12 protein-coding genes are annotated in these 24401 nt (G+C 56.1%); 6 read left to right on the plus strand and 6 right to left on the minus strand.

Going from position 1 to position 24401, the window contains the following annotated elements:
- Window positions 1-22: 22 nt before the first annotated feature.
- From VFA76_14555 to VFA76_14580, 6 genes are all read right to left on the minus strand, one after another.
- Window positions 23-2542 (minus strand): CehA/McbA family metallohydrolase, encoded by a 2520-nt coding sequence (locus tag VFA76_14555; GenBank protein HZR33063.1) that lies wholly within the window; start codon window positions 2540-2542, stop codon window positions 23-25.
- 68 nt (window positions 2543-2610) lie between these two features.
- Window positions 2611-4509 (minus strand): CRTAC1 family protein, encoded by a 1899-nt coding sequence (locus VFA76_14560; protein ID HZR33064.1) that lies wholly within the window; start codon window positions 4507-4509, stop codon window positions 2611-2613.
- 14 nt (window positions 4510-4523) lie between these two features.
- A complete protein-coding gene (locus VFA76_14565) occupies window positions 4524-6086 on the minus strand; it encodes a tetratricopeptide repeat protein (GenBank protein ID HZR33065.1) in 1563 nt (520 codons plus the stop codon).
- Between the two features lie 206 nt (window positions 6087-6292).
- Window positions 6293-9715 (minus strand): TonB-dependent receptor, encoded by a 3423-nt coding sequence (locus VFA76_14570; protein ID HZR33066.1) that lies wholly within the window; start codon window positions 9713-9715, stop codon window positions 6293-6295.
- A 219-nt stretch (window positions 9716-9934) separates the two neighbouring features.
- A complete protein-coding gene (locus tag VFA76_14575) occupies window positions 9935-10591 on the minus strand; it encodes a response regulator transcription factor (GenBank protein ID HZR33067.1) in 657 nt (218 codons plus the stop codon).
- On the minus strand, window positions 10588-12558 hold the full coding sequence (locus tag VFA76_14580) for a PAS domain S-box protein (GenBank protein ID HZR33068.1): 1971 nt from the start codon (window positions 12556-12558) through the stop codon (window positions 10588-10590). Before VFA76_14580 ends, VFA76_14575 begins: the two co-directional genes overlap by 4 nt.
- Window positions 12559-12901: 343 nt before the next feature.
- On the opposite strand from VFA76_14580, the gene VFA76_14585 reads away from it, so the two are divergent.
- From VFA76_14585 to VFA76_14610, 6 genes are read left to right on the plus strand one after another with little or no spacing between them, the layout of a single operon-like run.
- Window positions 12902-14311 (plus strand): Xaa-Pro peptidase family protein, encoded by a 1410-nt coding sequence (locus VFA76_14585; GenBank protein HZR33069.1) that lies wholly within the window; start codon window positions 12902-12904, stop codon window positions 14309-14311.
- A gap of 18 nt (window positions 14312-14329) precedes the next feature.
- The gene (locus tag VFA76_14590) at window positions 14330-16375 is read left to right on the plus strand and encodes a S9 family peptidase (protein ID HZR33070.1); all 2046 of its coding nucleotides are present in this window, start codon (window positions 14330-14332) and stop codon (window positions 16373-16375) included.
- A 19-nt stretch (window positions 16376-16394) separates the two neighbouring features.
- Complete coding sequence (locus VFA76_14595; GenBank protein ID HZR33071.1) at window positions 16395-17972, plus strand: M28 family peptidase; 1578 nt, start codon at window positions 16395-16397, stop codon at window positions 17970-17972.
- A gap of 32 nt (window positions 17973-18004) precedes the next feature.
- Window positions 18005-20035 carry an Ig-like domain-containing protein gene (locus VFA76_14600; protein HZR33072.1) on the plus strand — a complete coding sequence of 677 codons (2031 nt, stop codon included), beginning with the start codon at window positions 18005-18007 and terminating at the stop codon, window positions 20033-20035.
- Between the two features lie 8 nt (window positions 20036-20043).
- A complete protein-coding gene (locus VFA76_14605) occupies window positions 20044-21153 on the plus strand; it encodes a hypothetical protein (GenBank protein HZR33073.1) in 1110 nt (369 codons plus the stop codon).
- Window positions 21154-21163: 10 nt separating this feature from the next.
- Window positions 21164-24313 (plus strand): glycoside hydrolase, encoded by a 3150-nt coding sequence (locus VFA76_14610; protein HZR33074.1) that lies wholly within the window; start codon window positions 21164-21166, stop codon window positions 24311-24313.
- The last annotated feature ends 88 nt before the right edge of the window (window positions 24314-24401 follow it).

The raw sequence follows: 24401 nt of genomic DNA on the forward strand, positions 1-24401 counted from the left end.
TCACCTGCGAATGGATCTGTCCCTATTTACCCGGCGCCCCAGCACCGCTCATTTCAAGAAACTTCTCGCGAGCTTTCTGATAAACCGCCACGGTTTCCGCTTTTTGTTGCGGCGTGTAGAACGTGCGCTGCGGGACGAGTTGCAACGCGCTATCCATCCATTGCACGAAGTATTGGGCGTCCTTAGGCGAAGAGGGCTTCTGGCCGTCACGAGTAAGCCAAACCGGATTCGAATGCGCGTAAACGTAGCTGTCCGTAATCAAATGGACCTTTGCTGGGCCGGACACGCGGGCGGCGATCCAGCCACTGGAGGCTACAGGGACTGCCTTGCTGATCTTGATGTGGTAAGGATCCGCGGCTTTCTCCGAAGCGACAACCTGCCCATTTTGGATGATGTCCAAGCGCTCCACGGGAACAATCGAGTTCACTTCCACTTCCACAGGAACCGATGACTTCTCGCCTGAAATCTGTACTTCGTCACCGGGTTCGTGGCCATCCACTTTAAAGGTCATAAGGGGGCCGTTGGTGACAAACGATTTTCCTTTAACCAGCCCATCGATCCAACCCTGGTAGTTCAACGGCGACTCTGAGTGGACATACACGCGCACTCCACCTATGGTCGGTGCGCGCCAGTAATTTGGCATGGCGTCGCTGCCGGCTGAGACTGGAATCCTATAACCCAGATTCCATAAACGGTACAGTACTTCACCGGCCACGTTCGCATCCGTCCATATGCACATCAGATCGTAGAAATCCGTCTTCCCAAGGGCCACGTCAGCGGGAAATTCTCGCGCTCCTACAAAGTTGTGCGTTTTCAGCGGGTCGCCGCCAGGGGATAAGAGGTATGGGTGTACATACCCTCCAATGGCACCCTGTTCATGCATTGCATCGAGTACTTGGGCGTTGGTTGGGTACTCGGCCGCATACGGTGTTCCATCGTAACCATCGTAGACGGGGAAATAGAAGCGCTTCATGTTCAGCAGCCCCATATGGCCAGCAAAATTGGGGCGGTATTCCTCATTGAAGTACAGAATGCGGTTGGGGCTGGAATGTGTATCAGGCTTGCCGGTGAAGTACTCGACGTCAATCAGACGCGTGTTGTGGTTGGTGGGAAAATCATTCACCACGTTAAGGTCCTCTGCGTCGGCCTCCGACAGCAAAGATTCGGGCGTTTCGGCATACACGCCACCGTAGTTCATGTGCAGGTGGTTATCGCCGGAATACCAGCCATTCGCTTGCAAATCGGCAATGCGCTCTAGCTTGAGCGTGACCGTCTGGGTCTGGCCGGCTGTAATCTCTACTTCCCTCTTCTGCGGACGGTACTGAAATCCCTTGGCTGCTTCAACAATCGCCTTTCCTGCCGGCAGTTCAACTGTGAAATCGCCCGCGCTCTGAAAGTAGTGGTCGCCAGTAATAATTGACACGCGTTCGAAAGCACCGTCTGGAGCCCAGGACTTTCCGTCGTTCCCGGTCAGGTATATCCGCGCTGCGGTTTTATTTCCAGAGGGGTCCTCAACCGACACACGGAGCGTGCCTGCAGGCTCCTTCCATCGCAGAGCGGCGATTTTTACAGGTGTGGCTTCGCCGCCGGCGGCAGGCATGGTTAACAGGGTGAATTTGTGGTCGCCGTTGGAAATGAATGCGATGCGGTCGCCCTTGGGAGACCACGCGGGCGTGAATACCTCATCCTTTGAATATGTGAGCTGGGCTGGTATGCCAGTTTTGGCGTCGGCGAGAAAGAGCTGGTTTCGGCCGGTTTGCTGCGAGACAAGAACGATGGTCTTGCCGTCGGGCGACCAGCGCGGTCGCGCCGCCCACAACGTTTCCTGGCGCAATAATAAATGCGGCACCTTGGTGGCAAGATCAACCTTCCAGAGGTCTCCCGAACCGTACGAGGCTGGCAGGCCGGGAGCTATGGGGCGCGCGCTTATAAACACATAAGACTTGCCATCGGGCGAAGAAGCGGGCTGCAGGCTCTGCTTGCCGTCGGCCAACAGTGGCGACGGAGTGCCGCCCCTCGCGGGCACTTGCCACAGTCCAAGCGGCTTACCACCGGGGCTTGAGGTGTAGTAAATCAGGTTGGCGGACTGCCACTCCGGATCCACGTTGATGCCTGCTCCATGGGTCAGTTGCTGGGGTGAACTGCCGTCCTGGCGCACTACCCAGATGTGCATGGAATGGCCATCGTCGCGCGAGAAAGCGATGCTGCGGCCATCGGGCGACCATGCCGGTTGCGAGTCATAGTGCGGCCCGGATGTGACTTGGATTGCATCTCCACCTTGTGCTGAAACTTTCCAGATGCTTCCATGCATGCCGAAAGCAATTTCCTCACCGCTCGGCGACCACGTGGGGTTCCAAGGACCCCGGGTGACTGAGGGGAGATACAAGCCCTCCATATACATCTGTCCGGCGGCCTGGAGCTGCTTATCAGGGTTTGGCGTCGCGATTGGGTAAGCTGTAGGAATTTGTGCCGAGGACCGGGCGCCAACCAGCCCGAGGACCAGGAGCAGCAGCCACGACAGGCTGCGGAAGCCTTTCGTCATAAGCATTATCTCCCCGCCAATTGGGCGGTCGTTCTAGAAGCTCCCTCTTAAGGTGCCGCGTGCTCGGTTCATCTCCCGGATGTCACAAGCATGGCTCCCTTGTAGAGATTGAGGCCCCAAGAGAGAGCTTCTACAACAACCGCAACTTGCTTTCGAAGAAGGCGAGGCAAAGCTCGAGCGGAAAGAAAAGGCGCTATAGCAAAAGGATGGCCAGAGTTGTGTTGTCCTTCTTCTGCTCTAGTTCCTGAGTCTAGATTCCCCAAATGAGCAGGGGTCCCTCCAGCGGCCTCGGCTTCCTCGACCTTGTTATAGCGATCCAGTCCTAAGTTAGAGACGGTTTGCGGGATGCCGCTTGGCCATCGCACCTCTAAGCTAAGATCGTGAGGTAGCGTGGCTCCCAACCCAAAAACCACTCTGTTGTCATGTGACGCGAGATAGCTCGAACCCCCTGTGATCCAGCGAACTAGTGCTTTCTGGCCGGCGTGCAGTGTCAACTTGGCGCCGATCGCGTCGCGATTGCTTCTCTTCCCCTGAAGTTGAACGCCAAGCCAATGATTGCTGCGAAGATTGTTGCGTAGTAGCACTGGCTCATCGTTAAGAGTGACAAATGCAACGTCTGGATAACCATCGTTGTTGAAGTCCCCGACTGCCAGCCCGCGCGCGACATAGGCTTTACGGAACGCCTGCCCCGCCAGCTCCTCCATGTTTTTAAATGTTCCTGCGCCAGTGTTGGACAGAAGAAGCGGAGGTTCGTCGTATCGAATGTCCTTGCGGATGCGCTGCATGAACTCGTTCACGTGGCCGTTGACAATCACCAGGTCGAGATCGCCGTCGTTGTCGAAGTCCAGGAACTTCGTGCCGAAACCGACATAATGCCTGGTGGAAGCTGCCAATCCTGACTCGCGGCTTCGGTCCTCGAAAAGCAGCTGGCCGGTATGGACGAACAGGGCATGAAGTTCGTCGTTGAAGTTGGTGACCACAAAATCAGGCCAGCCGTCACCATTTATGTCGCCGGCATCCACTCCCATACCGGCTCGAGCTTTGCCCTCACTGCTGTAGGCAACCTCGGCATCGAGGGCACGGTCCTCGAAGGTGCCGTTACCCTTGTTCACTAGCAGCAGGTTTGGCGACCCATCGCAGGCTACAAAAAGATCGGGCCATCCATCATCATTCACATCAATGCTGACGGCGCCTAGCGCCCGACGCGAGAGAGTCTGAAAGCCAGCTCGCACACTGACGTTGGTAAAAGTGCCATCGCCATTGTTGTGGTAGAGCGTAGGAGAGTCACCCTCATAGGCAACCTGCTCACAATAGCCGCGCTTGCGGTCAAACTCGCAGCGCTTCTGATCGGCGTATGAGAACTTGACGTAGTTACAGACGAAAAGGTCGAGCTTGCCATCTCGGTCATAATCAAACCACACGGCGCATGTCGCCCATTTCCCTGCGTTCCTTACGCCAGCGCGTTCTGTGACATCGGTGAAGGTTCCGTTGCGATTGTTGTGGTAGAGAGCACTGGATGGATAACCGGTGATGAAAATGTCGGGAAATCCATCATTGTCGTAATCCGCAGCCGCCACTCCCATGCCATAAAACGCAAGCCGATCCAGGCCGGCGGCAGCAGCGACATCCTGGAACTTGCCGTTACCAAGATTGCGGTACAACGCATTCCGAACTGGAGTCGCGCTCTTCCCTTTCGGAGTTTCCCCACCATTTACGAACAGAAGATCTAAAAGGCCGTCATTGTCGAAATCAATGAAGGCGACTCCGCCTCCCATGGTCTCAAGAAGGAAACGATCGTCAGATTGTCCGCTGAAGTGCCGCCAGGTGATCCCGGCTTCCTGAGTAACATCGGTGAAGATTTCTGCTGTTTTAGAAGCCGGCAAGGGTTCGGCCAGACCAAACGAAACAATGCGGCAAGCCACTAGCACGATGGCAACTGAAGCGGTCGAAGCGACTGCCGCTGCCATTTGCTTTTTTGAGTTCACCTCTGTTCGGTCCTCTTTGCAGGCTCGGGCGGACGGTGGAGCGAGGCTTCTTCCTCCGCGGTTGCACTCTCGAACAGCGCACGTTCCTTCGCTGCTTCCTGCTCCCGACCTTGTCGGCGGTAGGCTCTCCACAACGAGTAGTGGACTTTGCTGCTTCCAGGCCGCAACCGTTCTGCTACTTCAAGTTCTTTAAGTCCCTTCGAGGTCTGCTTCTTTTCAATCCAGAGCTCACCAAGCTGATGGTGGGATTCCCAGAGCTGTGGATCCAGGCGGATAGCAGTCTGCAGCAGGCCCGCAGCGCTGACCTTCGTCGCTGAGTCTTCCGGCTGAGCGTCCTTCAGGAGCATCAGTGCGAACTCCTGGAAGTGAGAACCGTCGCGAGGAAACAGACGCATTCCTCGTCTTAAAGTTCTCTCAGCCCCCTGCTTCATTCCCGCTCGTTCTTGAGCCTGCGCCAGTAGTAGATTTGCGCGGGCATTGTGAGGTTCAAGCTCAACCGCGCGTGTGTAGCACATCGCAGCCGCTCCGAAGTCACTGGCCCGGGTCTCAGCCGCGCCTCTCAGGTCGTATGCACGGAAGGAGGATGGAAATAATTCGGTCAGCTTCCTCGCGACCTCCTGAGCGCGGGTGAATTGATGCTGATTCAAGAGGATCTGGATCAGGTCCAGGTAGTTCGCCTCTTTTTTACTGTCTAGCTGAACCGCCTTGTCCAAAGCGCGAGTGGCCTCATTCGTCCGACCCTGCGATTCGTAGGCCCATCCGAGCAGGTTGTAAACCTCGCTGGTTTCATCCCCAGCCTTGATAAGGTCAACCAAGGTCTGCTGGCAATCGGCAAAACGTTGCGAGCGGTACTGCAGCGATGCCAATTCGAACTGGAGTGCGCGCTGGTCGGGATAGACGGACTTAATGGAGGTGAGCACTCTCTCACCGATTTCGAAATCCCTTTCCTGGGTTGCGACCTGTGCCATGAGGAAGAGTGCCTGAGGATCTTTGTCTTCGTTCAGTGAGGCTTCAATCGCCTGTCGCGCTTGGGCTCGTTGACCAGATTCGTAATACGCATGGACAAGCGCAGCTCTCGCCTCAGGATGCTGGGTCAGTTCGCTTGGAATTGAGCCTAGCATTCGAGCCGCGGTTACGTAGTCCTTTGAGTTTTCCGCTACCATCCCCAGGAGCAAAATCGCCTGGCGATCTCGGGGATCGCTCCTGAGGACCAGCCGCAGGTTAGCTTTGGCAGCGCGCAATTGACCGAGTTGCCACTGGGTCGCGGCGAGGTCGCGCCGGATCCTAACGTTGGTGGAATCGACGCTGAGCGCCTTTTCAAAATAGAGCGCGGCGCTAGGCAGATTGCCCTCCATGGCAAAGGTACTGGCAAGAGCTGACAGATACGCAGACTGCCCGGGAGCAAGCTGGATTGCGCGGCGTAATTCGCGTTCTGCCCCCCGGAAATCTCGGATTTTCACCAGCTCTGAAGCATTTTCGGCAAGAGCTTGTGGATTTTCCTGGGCAATCGCATCGACAGCAATCGGCAGCATTGCGATAAGACAAATTGCAAAGGTCATGATTGAGATGACAGAGTTCTGAACCATCACTATGTCAACCTAAACCACTCACGATGGGTATCCCAAAGATGAAGGGCCCAAGCGAGAGGCCACGACCCATTTTGGGAACTGCCGACGTAAGCGGTTCCTTTGCATAGTGCAACATCGCGCCGAAGCACTTACCCCGGAGCTTGCGGGTAGTAAGTGCTCGACGCGCCCGAGTCCGGCTAGAAGTTATACTTCAACGCGAACTGAATGATTCTCGGCGACATTCGCGTCTTTGTAATCTGGCCGAATCCCGGGAAGGGCAACAGCAGGTTTGGATCCGCGAATTGCGGGTGATTGAATGCGTTGAAGAACTCGGCGCGGAATTGGACAGTAGCTCCCTCTGTCCACCAACCGACCTTCGTTGATTTATTAAGAGCGAGATCGAAATTGGTCTGACCGGGGCCCCGTACCGATCCTCGCTGTACGTTGCCGAACCCGGTACCATCTCCAATCTGCACAGGAGGGCAAAATGCGGATGCGTTTAAGAAGTTGTCCACGCGGTCTCCCACGCTGCCATGCGTCGGAATGCTTGCATTGCTGGCACCCGGACAGAACGTGGCCAAGGCAGAGAAGAAGAAGCTGCCGAAGATAGTTCCCGCTCGAATATCCTGCACCGTCAGCGGGTCTCCTGATTGGAACGTAGTCACTCCGGAGAACGCCCACCCGCTTAAAACCTTTCCGGCAATTCCAGAGTCTGCATGAAACTTAGGAAATTCATAAAGGTAATTGAACACCAGGCGATGGGTTCGATCGAAATCCGCTGGCGCCCAAGCCTTCCGGCGGTCTCCATGAGCATCCGCGGTGAAGAAGCCGCCCCAGACTGAGTTCTGTGCAAGGCTGTTGCCGACGTCGTCCATGGTTTTGCCCCAGGTGTACGCCGCCTGGAACTGGAATCCCTTACTGAAGCGCTTGGTAACCGTGCTCTGAAAAGAATCGTGCCGGTAGTTTCCGTTAGTTTCGAAGAAGAAAACACTGGGCCCGAAGCCGAGGATAGGAACCCGCAAAGGTACGTTGGCCAATGTATTAGTAGTTTGGCCGTTGATAGGGTTCTGCGGGCTGGCCAGGAACGGCTGGTTAATGTTGCGCGACTCCAGCAGTCGAGTACCGTGGGCCCCCACATAGCCGACCTCGAGCAGCCAGTTCTTAAGAAATTCAGTCTGGACGTTCAGACTAAATTGCTGAGTTCGCGGTGAGTTCCAGTCCTGAGCAAGAAACTCAGGCGCAAGTCCGGTGCTCAAAGAACGTGGCACAAAGATAGGAAATGCTGAGGGGGGCGGCAGTGCCGGGTTGAAGGGAACCTGAAAAGTTGCCTTCGCGGCAGTGGTTCCGATCAGATCCTCGCGGATGCTGTAAGGCGGCAGAGTATCCAACTGCAGGATATCGTTCCCTGAAGTCCGCGAGTAGAACATTCCGTATCCGCCGCGCACCACAACGCGCGAAGTTCGTGCCAGAGGCTGCCAGGAGAACCCTATCCGCGGGCCGATGTTGTCGAGCCGATAATAGGCGTCATAAGGACCGTTGTTACCGGTCTTGGTCACGCCGGGGGGAATGGGATTGGGAAAATTATCCGCAACTACGTAGCCGCTGAGTGTACCCGCTCCATTGACGTCATTGTTATTGGCTCGTGAGGGCCAAAAATTGGACATTCTTCCGCGCTTTTCCATTGTCGGCCCGTACAGATCCCAACGCACTCCAACGTTGAGCGTAAATCGCGGGTGCACCTTGAAATCGTCCTGAGCAAAAATTGCATAATCCTTGACGCGCAGCTGCCGATCACTGAGCCCGGAAAGCGCAGACACGGAATGGATATTGCTCAGCTGCGAGCCGTTCTGTGCCGCACTCATGCCGAGCAGAAAGTCTGGGAAGCTCAGGAAGTCAAGACTGCCACGTTTGGGCCCCGTCAGATCGAAGTTGTCCATGGTCTGTTCAAGGTCGAAGCCGAGGCGGACCGTGTGATGCCCTTTGGTGAGCGACAGATGGTCTCCGTAAGTGAACGCGGTGACCGCAGTGAGGAAGTTGTCGTTCCAATCGCCGCCTGTATTGAACAACCCTTCGACCGAGATCAGCGGAATCACAGGATTGCCGTCATTCGGCGTCATACCAATATCGGTGGCGCGAATTGGAGTGAGTGTGGCCAGTAGACCGTAATTTCGCTTGAAGCTGAACATCAACTCGTTAATCAGCGACGCTTTCGGTATTGAGGTCAGCTTAAGAACAAAGTTGTAGTTTTTAAAATCAGAACTCGCGCCTGTGCCGGGCAGTGTCGAGGCCCCGGTGAAGCTAAGAATCTGGGGATCGCTGGATTGAAAGTATCGGCCGCTCAGGGTGTTGTTCTTGGTGACTACGTAGTCCACATTGCCCAAGTACTGGTTCTCCGAAAACGTCGAGGGCACGGAAAAAACCGAGAACCCGAGGCCGTTGGATTGAATCGTCTGCGGCGTGGGGATAAAAAACGTTCCATTGGGCAGCTTTGCGGTTAGCAGGGACAGGGCGACGGGATTAATATTTGACCCATCGCAGGCCACTGCGACTCCACCGCCAGCCCCACTCTGCCCACAAAACTGCCTTCCTAACGCCTGCTGTGAGCGATCATCGGTGATCGGGGGGAGGAAACTGCTGCGCAGCGATCCCGAACCTACTCCATTTGTCTGCCGCGTTCCCTGGTATGAACCGAAGAAAAACAATTTCTCTTTCTTGATCGGACCGCCGAAGGTGCCACCAAATTGATTTTGGCGGAGTATAGGTTTTTTCTGTCCGGTTCGATTGCTGAAGAAATCGTTAGCATCAAGCGCATCGTTGCGCAAAAACTCAAACAAGGAACCGTGAAACTGATTTGTTCCTGACTTGGTGACCACATTGACGTTGGCTCCCACGCCACGACCGTACTGCGCATCGTACTGGCTGGTTTGTATTTTGAATTCCTGAATCGCATCCGGATTGGGAATGGAGATTCCGGTGTAGCCGAGCCAATCGCCAGCTCGGCCGGTGCCAAAGTTGTTGACTTGAGCGCCGTCCATCTGGAAATTGTTGTCAATCGTACGAGCGCCGTTCACATATACGTCCTGAGTATTGCGTCCAATTTCGCCGGCATTGGCGAGGTCCGCTTCCACACCCGGCGCGAGGTGCAGGATTTGCGTGTAATTCCGCGTGGTTAATGGAAGACCTCTAACCGTTTGCTCCCCCACCACGCTGCCCAAGGTCGCGCTCTCAGTCTGGACCTGAGCGGCAGCGCCTTCTACGGTCACACTCTCACCCGAGACACCGACCTGCATGTTCACGTTCAGGGTCCGAGTTTCGGCCACGTTGATGGTGACATCGGGAAAGTTTTCGGCCTTAAAACCTGGGGCGGCCACTACGGTGGAATATTTGCCAGGAGGGAGTGACAAGATTTTGTAGAATCCGCCCGCATCCGTGTCCGCTGCGCGGGTCATTCCCGTCCCGGCATTCGTGACCTTCACACTTGCGTGTGGGATTACAGCGCCAGACTGGTCGGTTATTGTGCCCGCGAGCGCACCGGTCGCGGCGCTTTGGGCCATTGCCACGGTGACCCAACTTGCCGCCGCAATAATTACCAGAACGAGTTTTGCCAATCGGATCGCCATGGTTACCCTCCGTCCTCGTCCAAGCATGTAACGGGAACACCGATCCAGTAATGACGGACAAGTGTCACCTGGGGCAAGGAAACCCTCATTCAACCGGCAAATGTCGAGATTGGGAATCCAGAAATCCCCGGATATTTGCTGTCTCTTCTACGTAGGAACAACTATGAAATTCTACGTAGACCAAGAAGCAGCGGAGCCATGTTAGTGCTAGCCCCTCGCCTACACCTGAACGATGTTATTTCGGATGGCGTAACGGATAAGGCCACTCATGGAATGGAGCGACAGCTTACGCATGATGTTAGTGCGATGGCACTCTGCGGTACGGACACTGATGCCCAATTCTCCTGAGACTTCTTTATTGCTTTTGCCTTCGGCTAGAAGCTGAATGATCTCCCTTTCACGGTCGGTCAGCCGAGTGAAACCGTCGGGGCCGCTTGCTCCATGGACATTGGCATTCAAGAAGCCTTGTAGGACGACTTGTGCAGCTCCAGAAGTAAAAAATGGCTTTCCCGCCGCCAGCGCTTCAACAGCGCTCACGAAGTGGCGTGCGGCTTCGGTTTTGAGAATAAAGCCACGAGCCCCAGACTCCAGGGCTTGTCGGATGAGTAGTTCGCTTTCATGCATGGTAACAATGAGGACCTCGGTACGGGGCAGCGCCTTAAGAATTTGCCGGGCAACATCTAAACCATTCAATTCCGGCATGCCAATATCGAGGACCACGATGTCAGGCCGCAGACGTTTAGCTTCTCGAACCGCCTGCCGTCCTGTGGCAGCCTCGCCGACAACGTGCCAACCGGGCTGTCCCTCAATTAAAGATCTCAAGCCGCGACGTACCACATCGTGATCATCCGCTACTAAAATTCGAAGTGTGCTCATGCCGTTGGCCTCAGCGGTAATATCGCCCGCACCGTTGTGCCCTTTCGCGAACTAAGTTCAAGATGACCGCCGAGCTGCTGCGCTCGTTCCCGCATACCAGCGAGACCAACTCCTAAGCCGCCTCGGCCGGGACTGAGTTTACTCCTGGATAATCCTCGACCGTTGTCAATAACCTCCAATGTAAGAAGATTGTTGCTCGTCCGGATCCTGATCTTGGCCCGCGTGCTACCCGAGTGGCGATGCACGTTGGTCAGGCTCTCCTGGACAATTCGAAACAAGGCCAATTCCAGCTCTCGCGCAAGACGTCCCAACCCGGAGGGAATCTCCACGGAGACTTCGATCCCGCTGCGCTGGGAAAATCCTTGCGCGTACCACTGCACTGCATCGGACAAACCAGATTCGTCCAGCAATGGCGGATGGAGGAGATAGGATAGCGTGCGAACCTCGCGCGCACATTGTTCAGCCAGGCCCAGGCTCTCAGAAATGATTCGATTGGCCGAGTTGTCCAGCTTACGGGCCGCTTCCTGGCTGAGCGCGCCCAAGTTCATGGTAAGAGCGGCGAGGATCTGCGCCGTGCTGTCGTGAAGCTCTCGTGCAATGCGCCGGCGTTCCTCGTCCTGCAGTTGCAGCAATTTTGCCGAAAGATTGCGCAGCGACTCTTCCGCATGCTTGCGCTCCGTGATGTCTTGGTAGATGGCGAAAACGCCGATTTGCTCGCCGTCCACAATCAGTGGAACACCATGAAGCTCGACATCAATGAGAGTTCCATCTTTTCGCTTACGCCGTGTCGAGCGATGAACCGCCTCTCCTGACATCGCTCTTTGCGTGACGTTCGTGGCCTCAGCGACCATGCCCGCGGGCGAAATCTTGTTATCCAGTTTCGTGCCTACAATTTCCGCCTGGCGATGCTGGAACAGCGACTCAAAAGCAGGATTGCACATCTTGACGCGGTGTTCAGGATCGAGCACCACTATGCCCAGAGGACTGTGTTCAACAAGAGCTTTCAGGTACGCAGTCCTCTCAAGTAAGCTTCTCTCCGAGTCGACCCGCGCAGTCACGTCGCGCGCGAATCCCTGTATACCTACGATAACGCCATCTTTCACAATCGGGGTTTCGAGGGTTTCGAGCAGGACACGGCGCCCGTCCTTGTGGCGAAGAACGGTAATGTAAGGCCGTTGGCGAACACCGTCTTGTAGGGCGGCGTGGGTAAGCGCCAGCGCCGTCTCATTAGTCGGATCTTCTTCGAAAAATTCTGCACCGTGGTGCCCTACAACCTCCTCCGGCCTGTAGCCAAGGACATTGAACATAGAGGGTGAGGCGTATTGCACGATGAATTTATTGTCGTGGGCGTAAAAGAAAACCTGCTCGCTGCCCTCCACCATCAATCGAAAACGCTGCTCGCCCTCTCGCAGCGCCTCCTCCGTTCGGTCACGGTCCCAAGCTACGGCCAGTAAGCCTGCCAACGACTGTAAGAAACAAGTCTCATCGGTTGTGAACTGGCGTGATTCAGGGGCAAAAATGGTCACAATACCAAATAGACAGCAAGGTGCGGCAATGGGCACTAGTAAGGCTTTCGGTGTGCCATCGTCGGGAAAAACGGAGAGCCCAGGCAATCCCGGCTCACCGCCGCAGTCCAAAACGATCGGGCTTTCAGTTCGAAGCACAGCACTCTTGCGTAGGTCTGTATTGAAGAAGCGCAATACATTCTCGACGACACAATCGTTCAATCCATATGACGAACCGCGACACAGTAATCCCTGATTAGACAATTGAAAGATGGCGCAGCGTGGGGCGTCCACGGATAAGGAGACAAGGCGGATAGCCTCGTCCAGCAGCTGCGACATCGAATAGCCCTCTACTAAGGCCTGGCTCAGTTCGCGCAGCGCTTCGTCGGTCCGTTTCCGACCGAACGGTGTGAGTACGAGCGGCCCCGAAAAGTCAGTTTTGTGATAAATACCAGTGCCCAAGTGAGTCCCCTCTTTGGACTTTATAGTCCGCGATCGCGCTAGCCGGGAAGGCGCAAACCGGGCCGCTAATTCTGACCAGTGTTACTACTGATGTCAACCTAAAGCAGCAAGCCGTTAGCCTTCATTGTGATACACGGCTAACCCTGCAGATTTCCAGACGCTTAGTGAGTGCTAAAAGCAGCACAGAGACAGGCTAGGAGGTCGGTTCATCTACCAAGGACTGCGTACGTAGGCTTAGATAAAGTCCACACATAGAAATCCGAATTTTGCAGGATTCTCGCTTTTCAGGCGCTCAGCGACATTAGGTGCTCCACAAATACCATTGAGGAGTTGTTCAATTCTGATGGACAAAGCTGAGGGTGCACGGATACCGATCACGATGAGGGTAATTGTTCGCGCCGCGATTTATGTGGCCTTGGTGTCCCTTGCGGTCCCCATCAGCGTGGCGCAATATACCGACCGCGCCGCGTTTGATGAGTTGGGCGGCGCTCAAGAATTCGCGCAGCGTCGAAGTGCCCTCGCCAAGCAGCTCAAAACCGGCTATGCAGTTCTATTCGCGCGCGACGTCATCCCAGAAGCAACCCATTATCGTGAGGACAACGATTTCTATTACTTCACGGGAATTGCCGATCCCGGCGCCATCATGCTGCTGGATGTAGCCAAAGAGAACGCAATTATTTTTGAGCCGATACAGGACAAGCAGACCGCAATGGTTTACGGCTCGAACCTGCTGGCTTTACCAGCGGCTGCACGAGAAGCCCTCGGATATAAGACCGTACTGCCGCTTCAGGATTTCGATCTGAAGTTGTCCGAATTGACGGGGTTCGACCCTAGCACCGACCTGTGGACACGACTTGGGTTTCCAGACAAAGCCGACGGCGCGCGCATGGAAGTCGCGCGCGACCATGCCTGGCTCTTTGCTCATCCTTACTACAGCGCCGCGCTGCCCCTCGATCTTGCCCCCGGGCAACTGCTCGCAAAGCGTTATCCGATGGCCCATGTCCGCGACCTCACTGGGGTGGTTGACAGCATGCGCAACATCAAGCGTCCATCCGAGATAGCGGTGCTTAAACGTAACGGCACGCTCAGCGCCGAAGGCATGCGGGATACGATCGCGCATGCTCGTCCCGGCATGTACCAGTATCAGATCGAGGCGCTCGCAACGTATCACTTCATGAATAGTGGCGCACAAGGGGTTGCGTATCCGGCAATTGTGGGCTCCGGCAAAGACATCAACACTTGGCATTACTTCTCTAATCGAAACCGGATTGAACCTAATCAGCTCGTAGTATTCGACTACGCAGCATCTCTCCACCATCAGACCATGGACATAACTCGTACCTTCAACATCAGTGGCAAGTTCACTCCTGAGGAGGCTAAATGGTACGCAGTTGACCTGGAGGCGCAGAAGGCGTGCATCAATCTGCTCCGGCCAGGTCACACCTATGAGGAGGCAGTGGAGGCGGGCAAAGCGGTCTACGAACGGAACGGTATTGGAAAGCAATGGGACAGCACCTACCCGTTTCCGGGACATTTTGTAGGTCTGGCGACCCATGACGTATTACTGCCCAAAGGCCCGGTAAAGGTGGGACAGGTTGTTACCGTGGAGCCCATCATTGAATTTCCGGATAAGCAGATGCATTTTCGGGTCGAGGACACGATTCTGGTGACCGAGAACGGCCCAGAAATCCTCTCATCGGGAGTGCCGAAGGAGATGAAGGAGGTCGAAGCACTGGTGGGCAGCGCTCACTAATCCATGGCAAATCAGTTGATGAAGCGTAGCTGGCAGCCAGCGGGTGTGCTGGTCGCCGTTCTACTCGGAATAAATGCGGAAGGTGCAGACATCAATCCTCTCCGCAGCACTGATTTATATAAATTTCACTCGGTGGTTGATGTCCGGTTGTCGCCCGATGGTGACCGCCTGGCGTATTCCGTGGAGAGTTATGACCGGCCAGGTCGACCGTATACGCAGGTCTGGATCATGCAACTGGCTAATCGGAAGTCAGTTCGAGTGGGTGCTGCGGACGGCATCTCCAGTGATCCTCACTGGTCGCCCGACGGGTCTTCGCTGGCGTACCTGGCCAACGAGGGCGATAAGAGAGGCGTCTTTGTTTCGAATCGTGACGGAGGGCAACAACAGTTCCTTTCACAAGTCCTGGACACTAATTCGCCACTGCCATTTATCGGAGACATGATTAGCTGGTCTCCGGACAGCAAAAGGATCGCTTTTATCTCCGCAACGCCAGGCCCAGAAACGGCCGATGCTGGCGGCGATCCGATTGTGATTACACGTTACCTCTACAAACCGAATTGGCTGGAAGGCCTGACCCGCTTCAACGACAACCGCCGCCTTCATGTTTTCGTTGTTGATATTAACTCCAAACAAATGCGCCAGCTCACAACTGGTAAAACCTACGAGCATTCGATCAGTTGGTCTCCGATTTCCGATGAGATTCTTTTTGTCAGCAACCATGCGAAAGATCCCGATCGCGTGTTCAACTACGACATTTTTGCCCTGAACGCAACCACCGGGACCGTGCGACAAATCACCAACACAAGCACAGTCGAATACATACCGCACTGGTCTCCAGACGGAAGGCTCATTGCATATCTGGGAACAAAGCGTTCCTTAACCTCGTCCGAAACAACTATGGAAGACACCCATGTATGGGTGATGAACGCTGACGGAACTAACCGCCGCGAACTCGGTGCGGCAGTTAATAATCGCCAGGATTCAGTTGCCTGGTCACCAGACAACAAAAGCGTGTACACGACAGTGGAAGAGGGTGGCAGCGTCCACCTGTACCAGATTCCGCTGGCGGGAGGACAAGCAGCAATGACGATTGGCGGTCGCGGTAACGTGGCCGCTTGGTCGGCTTCGACCCGCGGGCCTATCGCATATGCGTTCTACGGTGAACACGACCTGGGTGAAGCCTTTTTGAAATCCGGAAACAAGTCCGAGCAGCTCACCAACCTCAACTCCACGCTGATCGCCGGCAAGGACTTTGCGCCGGTGGAGGCATTTACATTTCAGAGTTTTGACGGCCGCCCCGTGGAGGCATTTCTGACCAAGCCGCTTGGCCTCGACTCCAGCTCGAAACACCCGCTGGTAGTTGAGATCCACGGAGGGCCCCACGGGCAGCAGGGACCGGAGTTCAGCTTTCAGGCTCAGATTTATGCGGCCCAGGGTTGGGCGACATTGATGGTGAATTATCGTGGTTCAACGGGTTATGGGCAACAGTTTGCGGACGCAATTTTTGGCGATCAGGACGGTGGCGAGGCCAGAGACGTGATCTATGGCGTTCAAGCGGCACTAGGCGACTACGGTTGGATTGACCCCGACCGCCTCGGGATAGGCGGCGTAAGCTACGGCGGCCAGTTGACCGACTGGGTCATCACCCAAACCTCAATTTTCAAGGCTGCAATTCCCACCGCGGGGATTTCGAACCTGGTCAGCTTCAACTACATGGCTTACTATCACGATTATCTCGCAGTAGAGTTCGGCGTCTATCCCCACCAGGAAAATCTGATGGATAAGTTGTGGGAACGCTCGGCCTTGAGGTATGTCGCGCGCGTGCGCACGCCGACTATGTTGGTACACGGGGAAAACGACAATGATGTTCCCATCGCCGAGGCAGAGCAGTACTACATCGGGCTCAAAGATGTAGGGGTGGAGACGATCATGGTGCGTTATCCCCGCGAAGGCCACGGCTTACAGGAGCCAAAGCACATCGTGGACTTCTTGGATCGTAGTGTCGCCTGGTTCTCACAGCACTTCAATCTTGGGGTTCAGGGTAGCGCACCGGCGCAGCAGTGAAAAAGCAAGCGGGGGACAAATGAGGACGACTTTAGCAGCAATTCTGCTTCTGGTAACGTCGGCAGTCGCGCAGGAAGCGGTTGACTTCGTTCGCGCCGATGCCATGAAGGCGCAAATGTATTTCCTGGCGTCGAATGAGATGCAAGGAAGAAATGCCGGCAGCCGCGAAGGACGGATAGCTGCGGATTACATCGCCTCGGAATTTATGCGATTGGGCCTGGCGCCCGTGGGCGATGATGGGACCTACTTCCAGAACTTCGAAACGGTGCGCGCCACCGTAGATCCGGCGAATACCGTCCTGCAAATCAAACGGCCCGGATCAGAAAAGACATTCATGTATGGACACGATTTCAACATGCAATGGATGGCTGAGACCAACAATCCCGAGGACATAACAGCACCAGTTGTGTTTGCGGGCTACGGTGTGGATGCTCCCGAGTACGGCTACAGCGACCTGAAGAACGCGAACCTACAAGGGAAAATTGCGCTCGTCATGGCGCGTGAACCGCAGGCGTCCGATCCAAATTCGCGCTTCAAGGGCAAGTGGGACACATTTCACTCCTACGTCTGGTACAAGGTTGAGCAACTCCGCAAAGCCGGAGCTGCCGGGATCCTGATAGTGGACATGGATAAAGAACGGCGGCCAGAGAGAATCCCCAGCGCACCTGCGGATTACATGCAGCCCGGTCCCAGGTACGGCCAAAGCCTGCTCACGGGATTGTGGGACCTTCCCGCATTCACAGTCACACCTGAGGTCGCCAACCAGATGCTTGCGGGCACGGGAAAGAAGATTGAGGACCTGCAAAAAGAGATCGACCGTACTTTCCAGCCGCGCTCCATGCCCATTCCCAACTTGACGGTCAGAATGGCCAAGAGCTTCAGCAACCGCGAGATCGTGCACGTGAAGAACGTTCTGGGCCTGCTGCGGGGCACAGATCCGAAATTGAAAGAGGAGGTCGTGACCATAACCGGACATTACGATCACGGTGGGATGTTGGGAACCCGAATCTATCCTGGCGCGGACGATAATGCCTCCGGCACGATCGGCGTTTTAGCAAGCGCTGAGGCGTATGTGCGCGGGAAAGTAAATCCAAAGCGCAGTATTTTGTTCATCGTCTTCGACGCCGAAGAACGCGGGCTGCTGGGGTCGTTTTACTATGTTGACCATCCGATAGTACCGCTGGACAAAACGGTTGCCAATTTAAACATGGACATGATCGGCCGCGATGAAGAGAGCGCGACCTGGCATACCACCGCCAATCAAAATCGCAACGCAGTGAATATTGTGGGAACTCTCTATAATCCCGACCTGCGCCGAATGATTGAGGCCAGCAACCAGCAAGTGGGATTGAAACTGGATTACAAGACTGACACCGACGACCCGGAAGCGTGGTTTGCCCGCAGCGATCACTTCGGGTTCGCCGAGAAATCGATTCCCATGGTCTTGTTCAACACCGGCGAGCATCCCGATTATCACACCGAGAACGACACATGGGAGCGGATCAATTATCCGAAAATGGAAAAGATCGTGCGGCTGCTTTTTTTGACCAGCGTACAAGTTGCCAATGCTGGCCAGCGACCAAAATTCACACCCTAAACAATGGGTCGTGAGATTGTGTGGAGAAACTAATGAAGAATGCCTGTCGAGAAGCAACGTTGAGTGCAGCCACAATTATCGTGCTGATAGGAATCGTGGCTGCGCAGCAGCAGGGGGCGCCCTCAGCGCCACCGGAAGGCTCCGTCGCGCCTAAGGTGGTCGAGGTCAGTCCTCCTGAAGCGAAGGCCGAGGTTGGACAGCAGGTAAAGTTCACTGCCGTTGGCAAGGATGCCTCGGGCCAGGTTGTACCCGGGACTCCGTCGCTGTGGTTTGCCGCTCCGTTTGATTTGGCGGGAGTGGAGAACGGCACAGTGACCCTCTACCAACCAGGCGAGGTGCGCGTCGGCGCCGTTATTGGGGGCAAGACTGGATATGCGAAGATCACCGTATTACCGGCACCCGTAGCGCGTATTGATATTGCGAAGCCGCGGGCCTTAGTCGTGGGTGCTTCGCAAGTTTTGTCCGCTACGGCGCGGAACGCGCAAGGGGACCCGCAGGCAAACGCCAAGATTACCTGGGCTTCGGACACTCCGTCAGTGGCGAGCGTAGATGCTGCCGGGGTAGTCACCGGGTTGCGGCCGGGTCAGGCAAAGTTGCGCGCGACTTCCGGAAAAGCCAGCGGGAATGTCGCTGTTCAGGTCCTGAGTAACCCTGTGGCCACGCTGGCGGTAGAACCCAAGACTGCCCAAGCCCGCACGGGAGATGTCGTTCACTTCACGGCTGCCGCAAAGGACCAGCACGGCGGAAATGTCAAAGATGCATCCGTGCGCTGGGAAGTGTTGGGCAATGGCGCTGCCATCTATCCCGATGGCGCATTTGTGGCGGAAGAACCGGGTACTTACATTGTCAAAGCCAGCAGCGGCGCGCGCGAGGCCACAACTTCTGTTGCGGTCGCCCCTCGCAATGTCGAGCGCGCCATTGAGGTAGTCGCGCACGTGCAACCAAAGGATACGCAAACGGCTGAGGAGTGGATCATCGGCAACAACGCCTACCTTTCCTCCGTGGCCGACAAGGTGTGGGTTTATGACATCTCCGACCCGACGACGCCAAAGCTGGTGGACACGGTTACCGTAGACGCTCGACTGATCAACGACGTCAGCACCACGCCCGACGGAAAAATTGGAGTGATTACCCGCGAAGGCGCATCCACTCGCAAGAACGGAATCGTCTTTCTCGACACCTCCGATCCCAGCCATGTAAAGATGATCTCTGACTACACGGCCACGGTAACTGGTGGCGTGCACAGCGCCTTTCTCAACAAGCACTATGCTTACGTCACAGATGATGCAACCGGATCGCTGCGCATCATTGATTTCGCGGACCCGAAGGCGCCCAAGGAAGTCGCGCGCTGGCAGGTCGACACTCCCCTGGCCAAGACTATCGAGGGTCCCTTTGGTCCAACCTCCGCGGGGCGTTACGTGCACGATTTGCAGGTGGTTGACGGTCTGGCCTACCTCGCATACTGGCGAGACGGGCTGGTTATTCTCGACGTCGGCAACGGCATCAAGAAGGGCAGTCCAGAACATCCCCAGTTCGTAAGCCAGCTTCGTTTCAATCACAACGAACTGTACGGAAACGGATGGTTGGCGGGAGCCCACGCTGTGTTCCGTTACAAGAACTATGTTTTTGTAGGCGATGAAGTCTTCCCTGCTGAATTCGACCTGCACGCCAAAACGCGGATTCCGGTCCGCGGTATTGCGCACGTTGTAGACGTCTCTGACATTGAGCATCCTCGCAAGGTTGCTGAATACGCCGTGCCCGAGGCCGGCTCTCACAATATCTGGGTGGATAACGACATTCTTTACATGGGGTTCTACAACGGCGGCGGCAGGGTGCTCGATGTCTCCGGCGAACTTAGAGGCGACCTATATCGTCAGGGCCGCGAGATTACTCGCCTGTGGACGGGCGATCCTGACGGCTATCGCGCGAATCTGCCGTTCGCGTGGGGCGCGCAACCGCACAATGGGCTGATCTTCTTCAACGACATTAACTCGGGCCTATGGATCACCAAGCTGGGAGCACCGAAATTCAAAGGTTCCACGACGGCGCCGCCGCTTCCGTGAGTCGAGTTATGTCCAGGCTGACGTTCTGGGCTTTGCTGGCGCAAGTACTGCTGCTGGCCGATGTGGTGGCGGCAGCTAATGCTCCAGCAAAGCAGTATTTTGTTTATCTGGTTTGTGAGAGCGGGGACAAAATTGTCTCGGTTCGGTTTGGTCCCGACGGGGCAAAGGTTGACCATCAGATCCACACCGGGCTGCTGCCCACCGGCGACATCAATGGTCCGCATGGAATCATTATGTCTCCAGACAAGCAGTTCTATTACGTGACCATCGGCCACGGGCGGCCCTACGGCCTGGCGCTGAAATACCGCACGAAGGACGACGCAGTAGTCGGGCAGGTCACCCTCGGCTTTTTTCCTGCCACTGTTGACGTCACGCCCGACGGCAACTTCATCTACGCCGTCAATTTCAACCTGCACGGCGACATGGTTCCTTCCTCCGTCTCGGTTGTTGCCACCGATGAGATGCTTGAAGCCGCTCGTATCAAGACTTGCGTGATGCCGCATGGCTCGCGCATCAATCCTCAGGGCACAAAACAGTACTCTGGCTGCATGATGGACGACATGCTGGTGGAAATCGACACCGGAAAATTCCGCGTCTCCCGCTACTTCACGCTCACCAAGGGAAAAGAAGCCGGCGTGATGGGCGCACCACCGGCAGCCGAACACGCGCATATGTCCGCCGTCACCTGCAGCCCCACCTGGGCGCAGCCTTCGGCAGATGGAGATTCGGTCTATGTTGCTTGCAACAAGGCGGACGACATCATCGAGGTGGACGTAAAAGATTGGAAGGTCAGCCGCCACATACCGGCCGGTCCCGGAGTTTATAATCTCGCGGTCTCTAAAGACGGTAAGCTGATCGCCACCAACAAGCGCGGCCAATCGGTCTCCGTCTTCGACCTGAAAACCGGGCGCGAACTTGCGCGTATTCCTACCAAGCGCAAAGTTCCCGATGGCGTCGTAGTCAGTCCCGATAACCTGTATGCATTCGTCGCCGTGGAAGGAATCGGTTCGGAACCGGGCACGGTCGAGGTGATTGACCTGCAATCGTTGAAGACGGTCGCCACAGTTGACGTGCCTGAACAAGCAGTCGGCATAGATTTCTGGAAGACCGAACCCTGAACCAAATAAAATGACACACGACCAGCGCACGCCCGTCGCACTTTTCCGCCTGGTGGCACACTTCGCCTTCGTTCTGCTCCTTACTGCTACAGGCGCGGCCCAATCAATCACTTCAGACAGCTACGCTGCCATGCGCTGGCGGCTGGTTGGCCCGTTTCGCGCCGGGCGAGTCACCGCCGTCGCCGGCATCGCGGGCCAACCCACTATCTATTACATGGGGACGCCCGGAGGCGGAGTTTGGAAGACCAACGACGGCGGGCAAGTTTGGAAGCCCATCTTCGATGAGGAGCACGATTCGTCTGTAGGCGCGTTGGCCGTGGCCGCTTCTAATCCGAACATTATTTATGTAGGCACCGGCGAGCAGATACGCGGCAAGGGGATGTACAGGTCCGCCGACGCCGGTGTCACCTGGACAAAGATCGGTCTTGGCGACATGCGCTACATCGACGCAATTGTGGTGGATCCGCATAATCCCGATATTGTCTTGGTCGCGGCAGGCGGCGACTACCCTCCGAATCCAATGGGAGGTATCTTCAAAACCACCGACGCCGGCAAGACCTGGCGTAAAGTGCTGTCCAGGGAAGAAGCCACTGGAGGCATTGACCTCAGTTTCAATCCTGATAATCCCGCCGAGGTTTTTGCCGCGCTATGCCATCGCAATCCTGATTCCTTCGACCAACCTACTTCACCCAAACCGGATGGCTGGCTATATCGCTCAACCGACGAAGGTTCCTCCTGGGAACTTGCCCAAGGTAAGGGCTGGCCCTCGGGGAGCGTTGGGCGTATTGGAGTTGCGGTTGCTCCCGGCACTCAGGGCCGGCGCGTCTACGCCATCGTCAGCGAGGGTCTCCTGCGTTCCGATGACGCGGGAGCGAATTGGCAGCGGATTACGACGGATCCGCGGATCGTCGGCAGCTCTTATTTCAGCCGGGTTTTTGTGGATCCGAAAAACGCCGATATTGTCTACCTGGCCCAGACATCACTCTACCGCTCTGTAGATGGCGGGAAAACTTTCGACGCCTTCGCCGGTGCTCCGAGCGGGGATGACTTCCACGTCCTGTGGATCAATCCTGATGATTCCCGGCAGATGATTGCGGGTGTAGATCAGGGGGCGATCGTCAGCGTGAATGGTGGCGAAAGTTGGAGTTCCTGGTACAACCAGGCCACTGGGCAGTTGTACAACGTCTCCGCCGACAACCAGTTTCCTTATCACCTTTACGCGGCACAGCAGGACAGCGGCACGGTCGCGGTTCCCAGCCGCGGCGACTACGGCGAGATCACCTATCGCGACTGGTTTTCGCCCGGCGGATTCGAAATCGGCTCCATCGTCGCCGACCCCGCTAATAGCAATGTTGTGTATGCCGCTGGCTGGTACAACACCGTAATCAGATTCGACAAAACCACTGGGCAAGTGGTGCACGTTTTCGTGCTGGGCAGCAAGGATCGCGCCTCGATGGTCATGCCCATGGCTTTCTCTCCGCAGGATCCGCGTATGCTCTATCTGGGCACGCAGTCTCTTTTAAAAACCACTGACAACGGGATGACCTGGCAGGCGATCAGCCCGGACCTGAGCCGCGGGGCCGCGAAGGAAACGGAAAAAGTCCAGAGCTTTACCGCATCGAAACATGCGATCTCCACGCTTTCGCCTTCCCCCCTGCAGCCGGGCCAAATCTGGGTCGCCACTGACGATGGACTGGTTCAGCTAACCCAAAATGGTGGTAAGACCTGGAGCAACGTTTCACCGACCGGAGTAACGCCTCAGAGCACGTTCGTGATGATTGAGGCTTCGCATCATGACCGAGGCGCAGCTTATGCAGTGGTGAATGGTTTCCATGACTCCCGCCCATACGCATATCGCACCCACGACTACGGCCGAAGCTGGCAAAAGATTGTGGCCGGTTTGCCGGAGAGTTCAGTGGTACGCGTTGTGCGCGAGGATCCGGTCCGAAAAGGCCTGCTATACGCTGGCACAGAGGACGGAGTATCCGTTTCCTTTGATGACGGCGACCACTGGCAGCCATTGCAACTCAATCTTCCTACGACGTCGGTGCGCGATCTGGTCGTACATAAGGATGACTTGGCCGCGGCGACATTTGGTCGCGGGCTGTGGATCCTGGATGATCTGACTCCGCTGCGGCAGATGGATCCAGGGGCGAAGCCTGACGTGCACTTCTTCCGGCCGGCCAATGCAATTCGCGTGCGCTGGGACGTGAACCAGGACACTCCCCTTCCCGCGGAAACCCCAGCCGGCCAGAATCCGCCCGACGGCGCCATCTTTGACTACTTTTTAAAAGCGCAGCCCTCAAGTCAGATCACGTTAGCCATCTACGATCAGCAGAAAACATTGATGCGCCAGTTCAGCAGCGCTCCTCAGCCTGCTCCGGTTGGCTTTCCTAACGTTCCCGACTATTGGTTCGCGCCGCCGCCGACGCTAACAAAGAACGCCGGGCACAACCGTTTTGTTTGGGACCTGCGCTATGACGCCCCGCAGACGCTTCCCTATGGCTATTTTGGTGGCCGACTCGATTACGTTGAATACACGCTGGCTGAACATGCCATTCCCGGGCAGACCCCTCGAATCCAACCGCCCGGACCGCTGGTTGTTCCCGGTGAATACCAGATCGCGCTGACCGTGGACGGAAAAACGTATAACCAGCCTCTTATTGTGACCTTGGATCCGCGTGCGCACGCGGGTCAGGCTGATCTCGTCCACCAGTTGGAACTGGAGAAGGCAATCAGTTCGTGGATGTCCCTCAGCTATGCCGCTCACAACCAAGTTTCTCAATTGCAGTCTATGCTCACCGATCGGCAGAAGGCCCTCAGCACCGATTCAACTAGCAGCGACGCTCTAACGGCAGTAAAGGCCCTCGATACTGACTTGGAAAAGCTGGAGGGCGGCACCTCTGCTGAGCCTGGCCTTGGGCTCGTGAACCGCGATCTAGCCAGGCTCCTAACCATGGCAGGCAGCGGCGATGCAGCACCCTCCAATGCAATCACAGCTGCCGCACAACAGCAATGCGAAGCTTTAAGGAAGGATCTCACGCGTTGGAAAGAAATCAACGACAGCACCATCCCTGCTTTGAATAAGCTGCTGCGAAACCATAACGTGAACGCGTTGCCGCAAACGAGTGATTTTCCAATCCCACAATGCACGCTATGAGGCAGGATGTTTCGTCGAGGCACCGGCCGGCTGTCCACGACAGGAATGCAGCTATTGTCGATTTACAAGGCGGCACAATCGGAGTGAC

The sequence above is a fragment of the Terriglobales bacterium genome, assembly GCA_035651655.1.
In the GTDB taxonomy this organism is placed as follows: Bacteria; Acidobacteriota; Terriglobia; order Terriglobales; family Acidobacteriaceae; genus DASRFG01.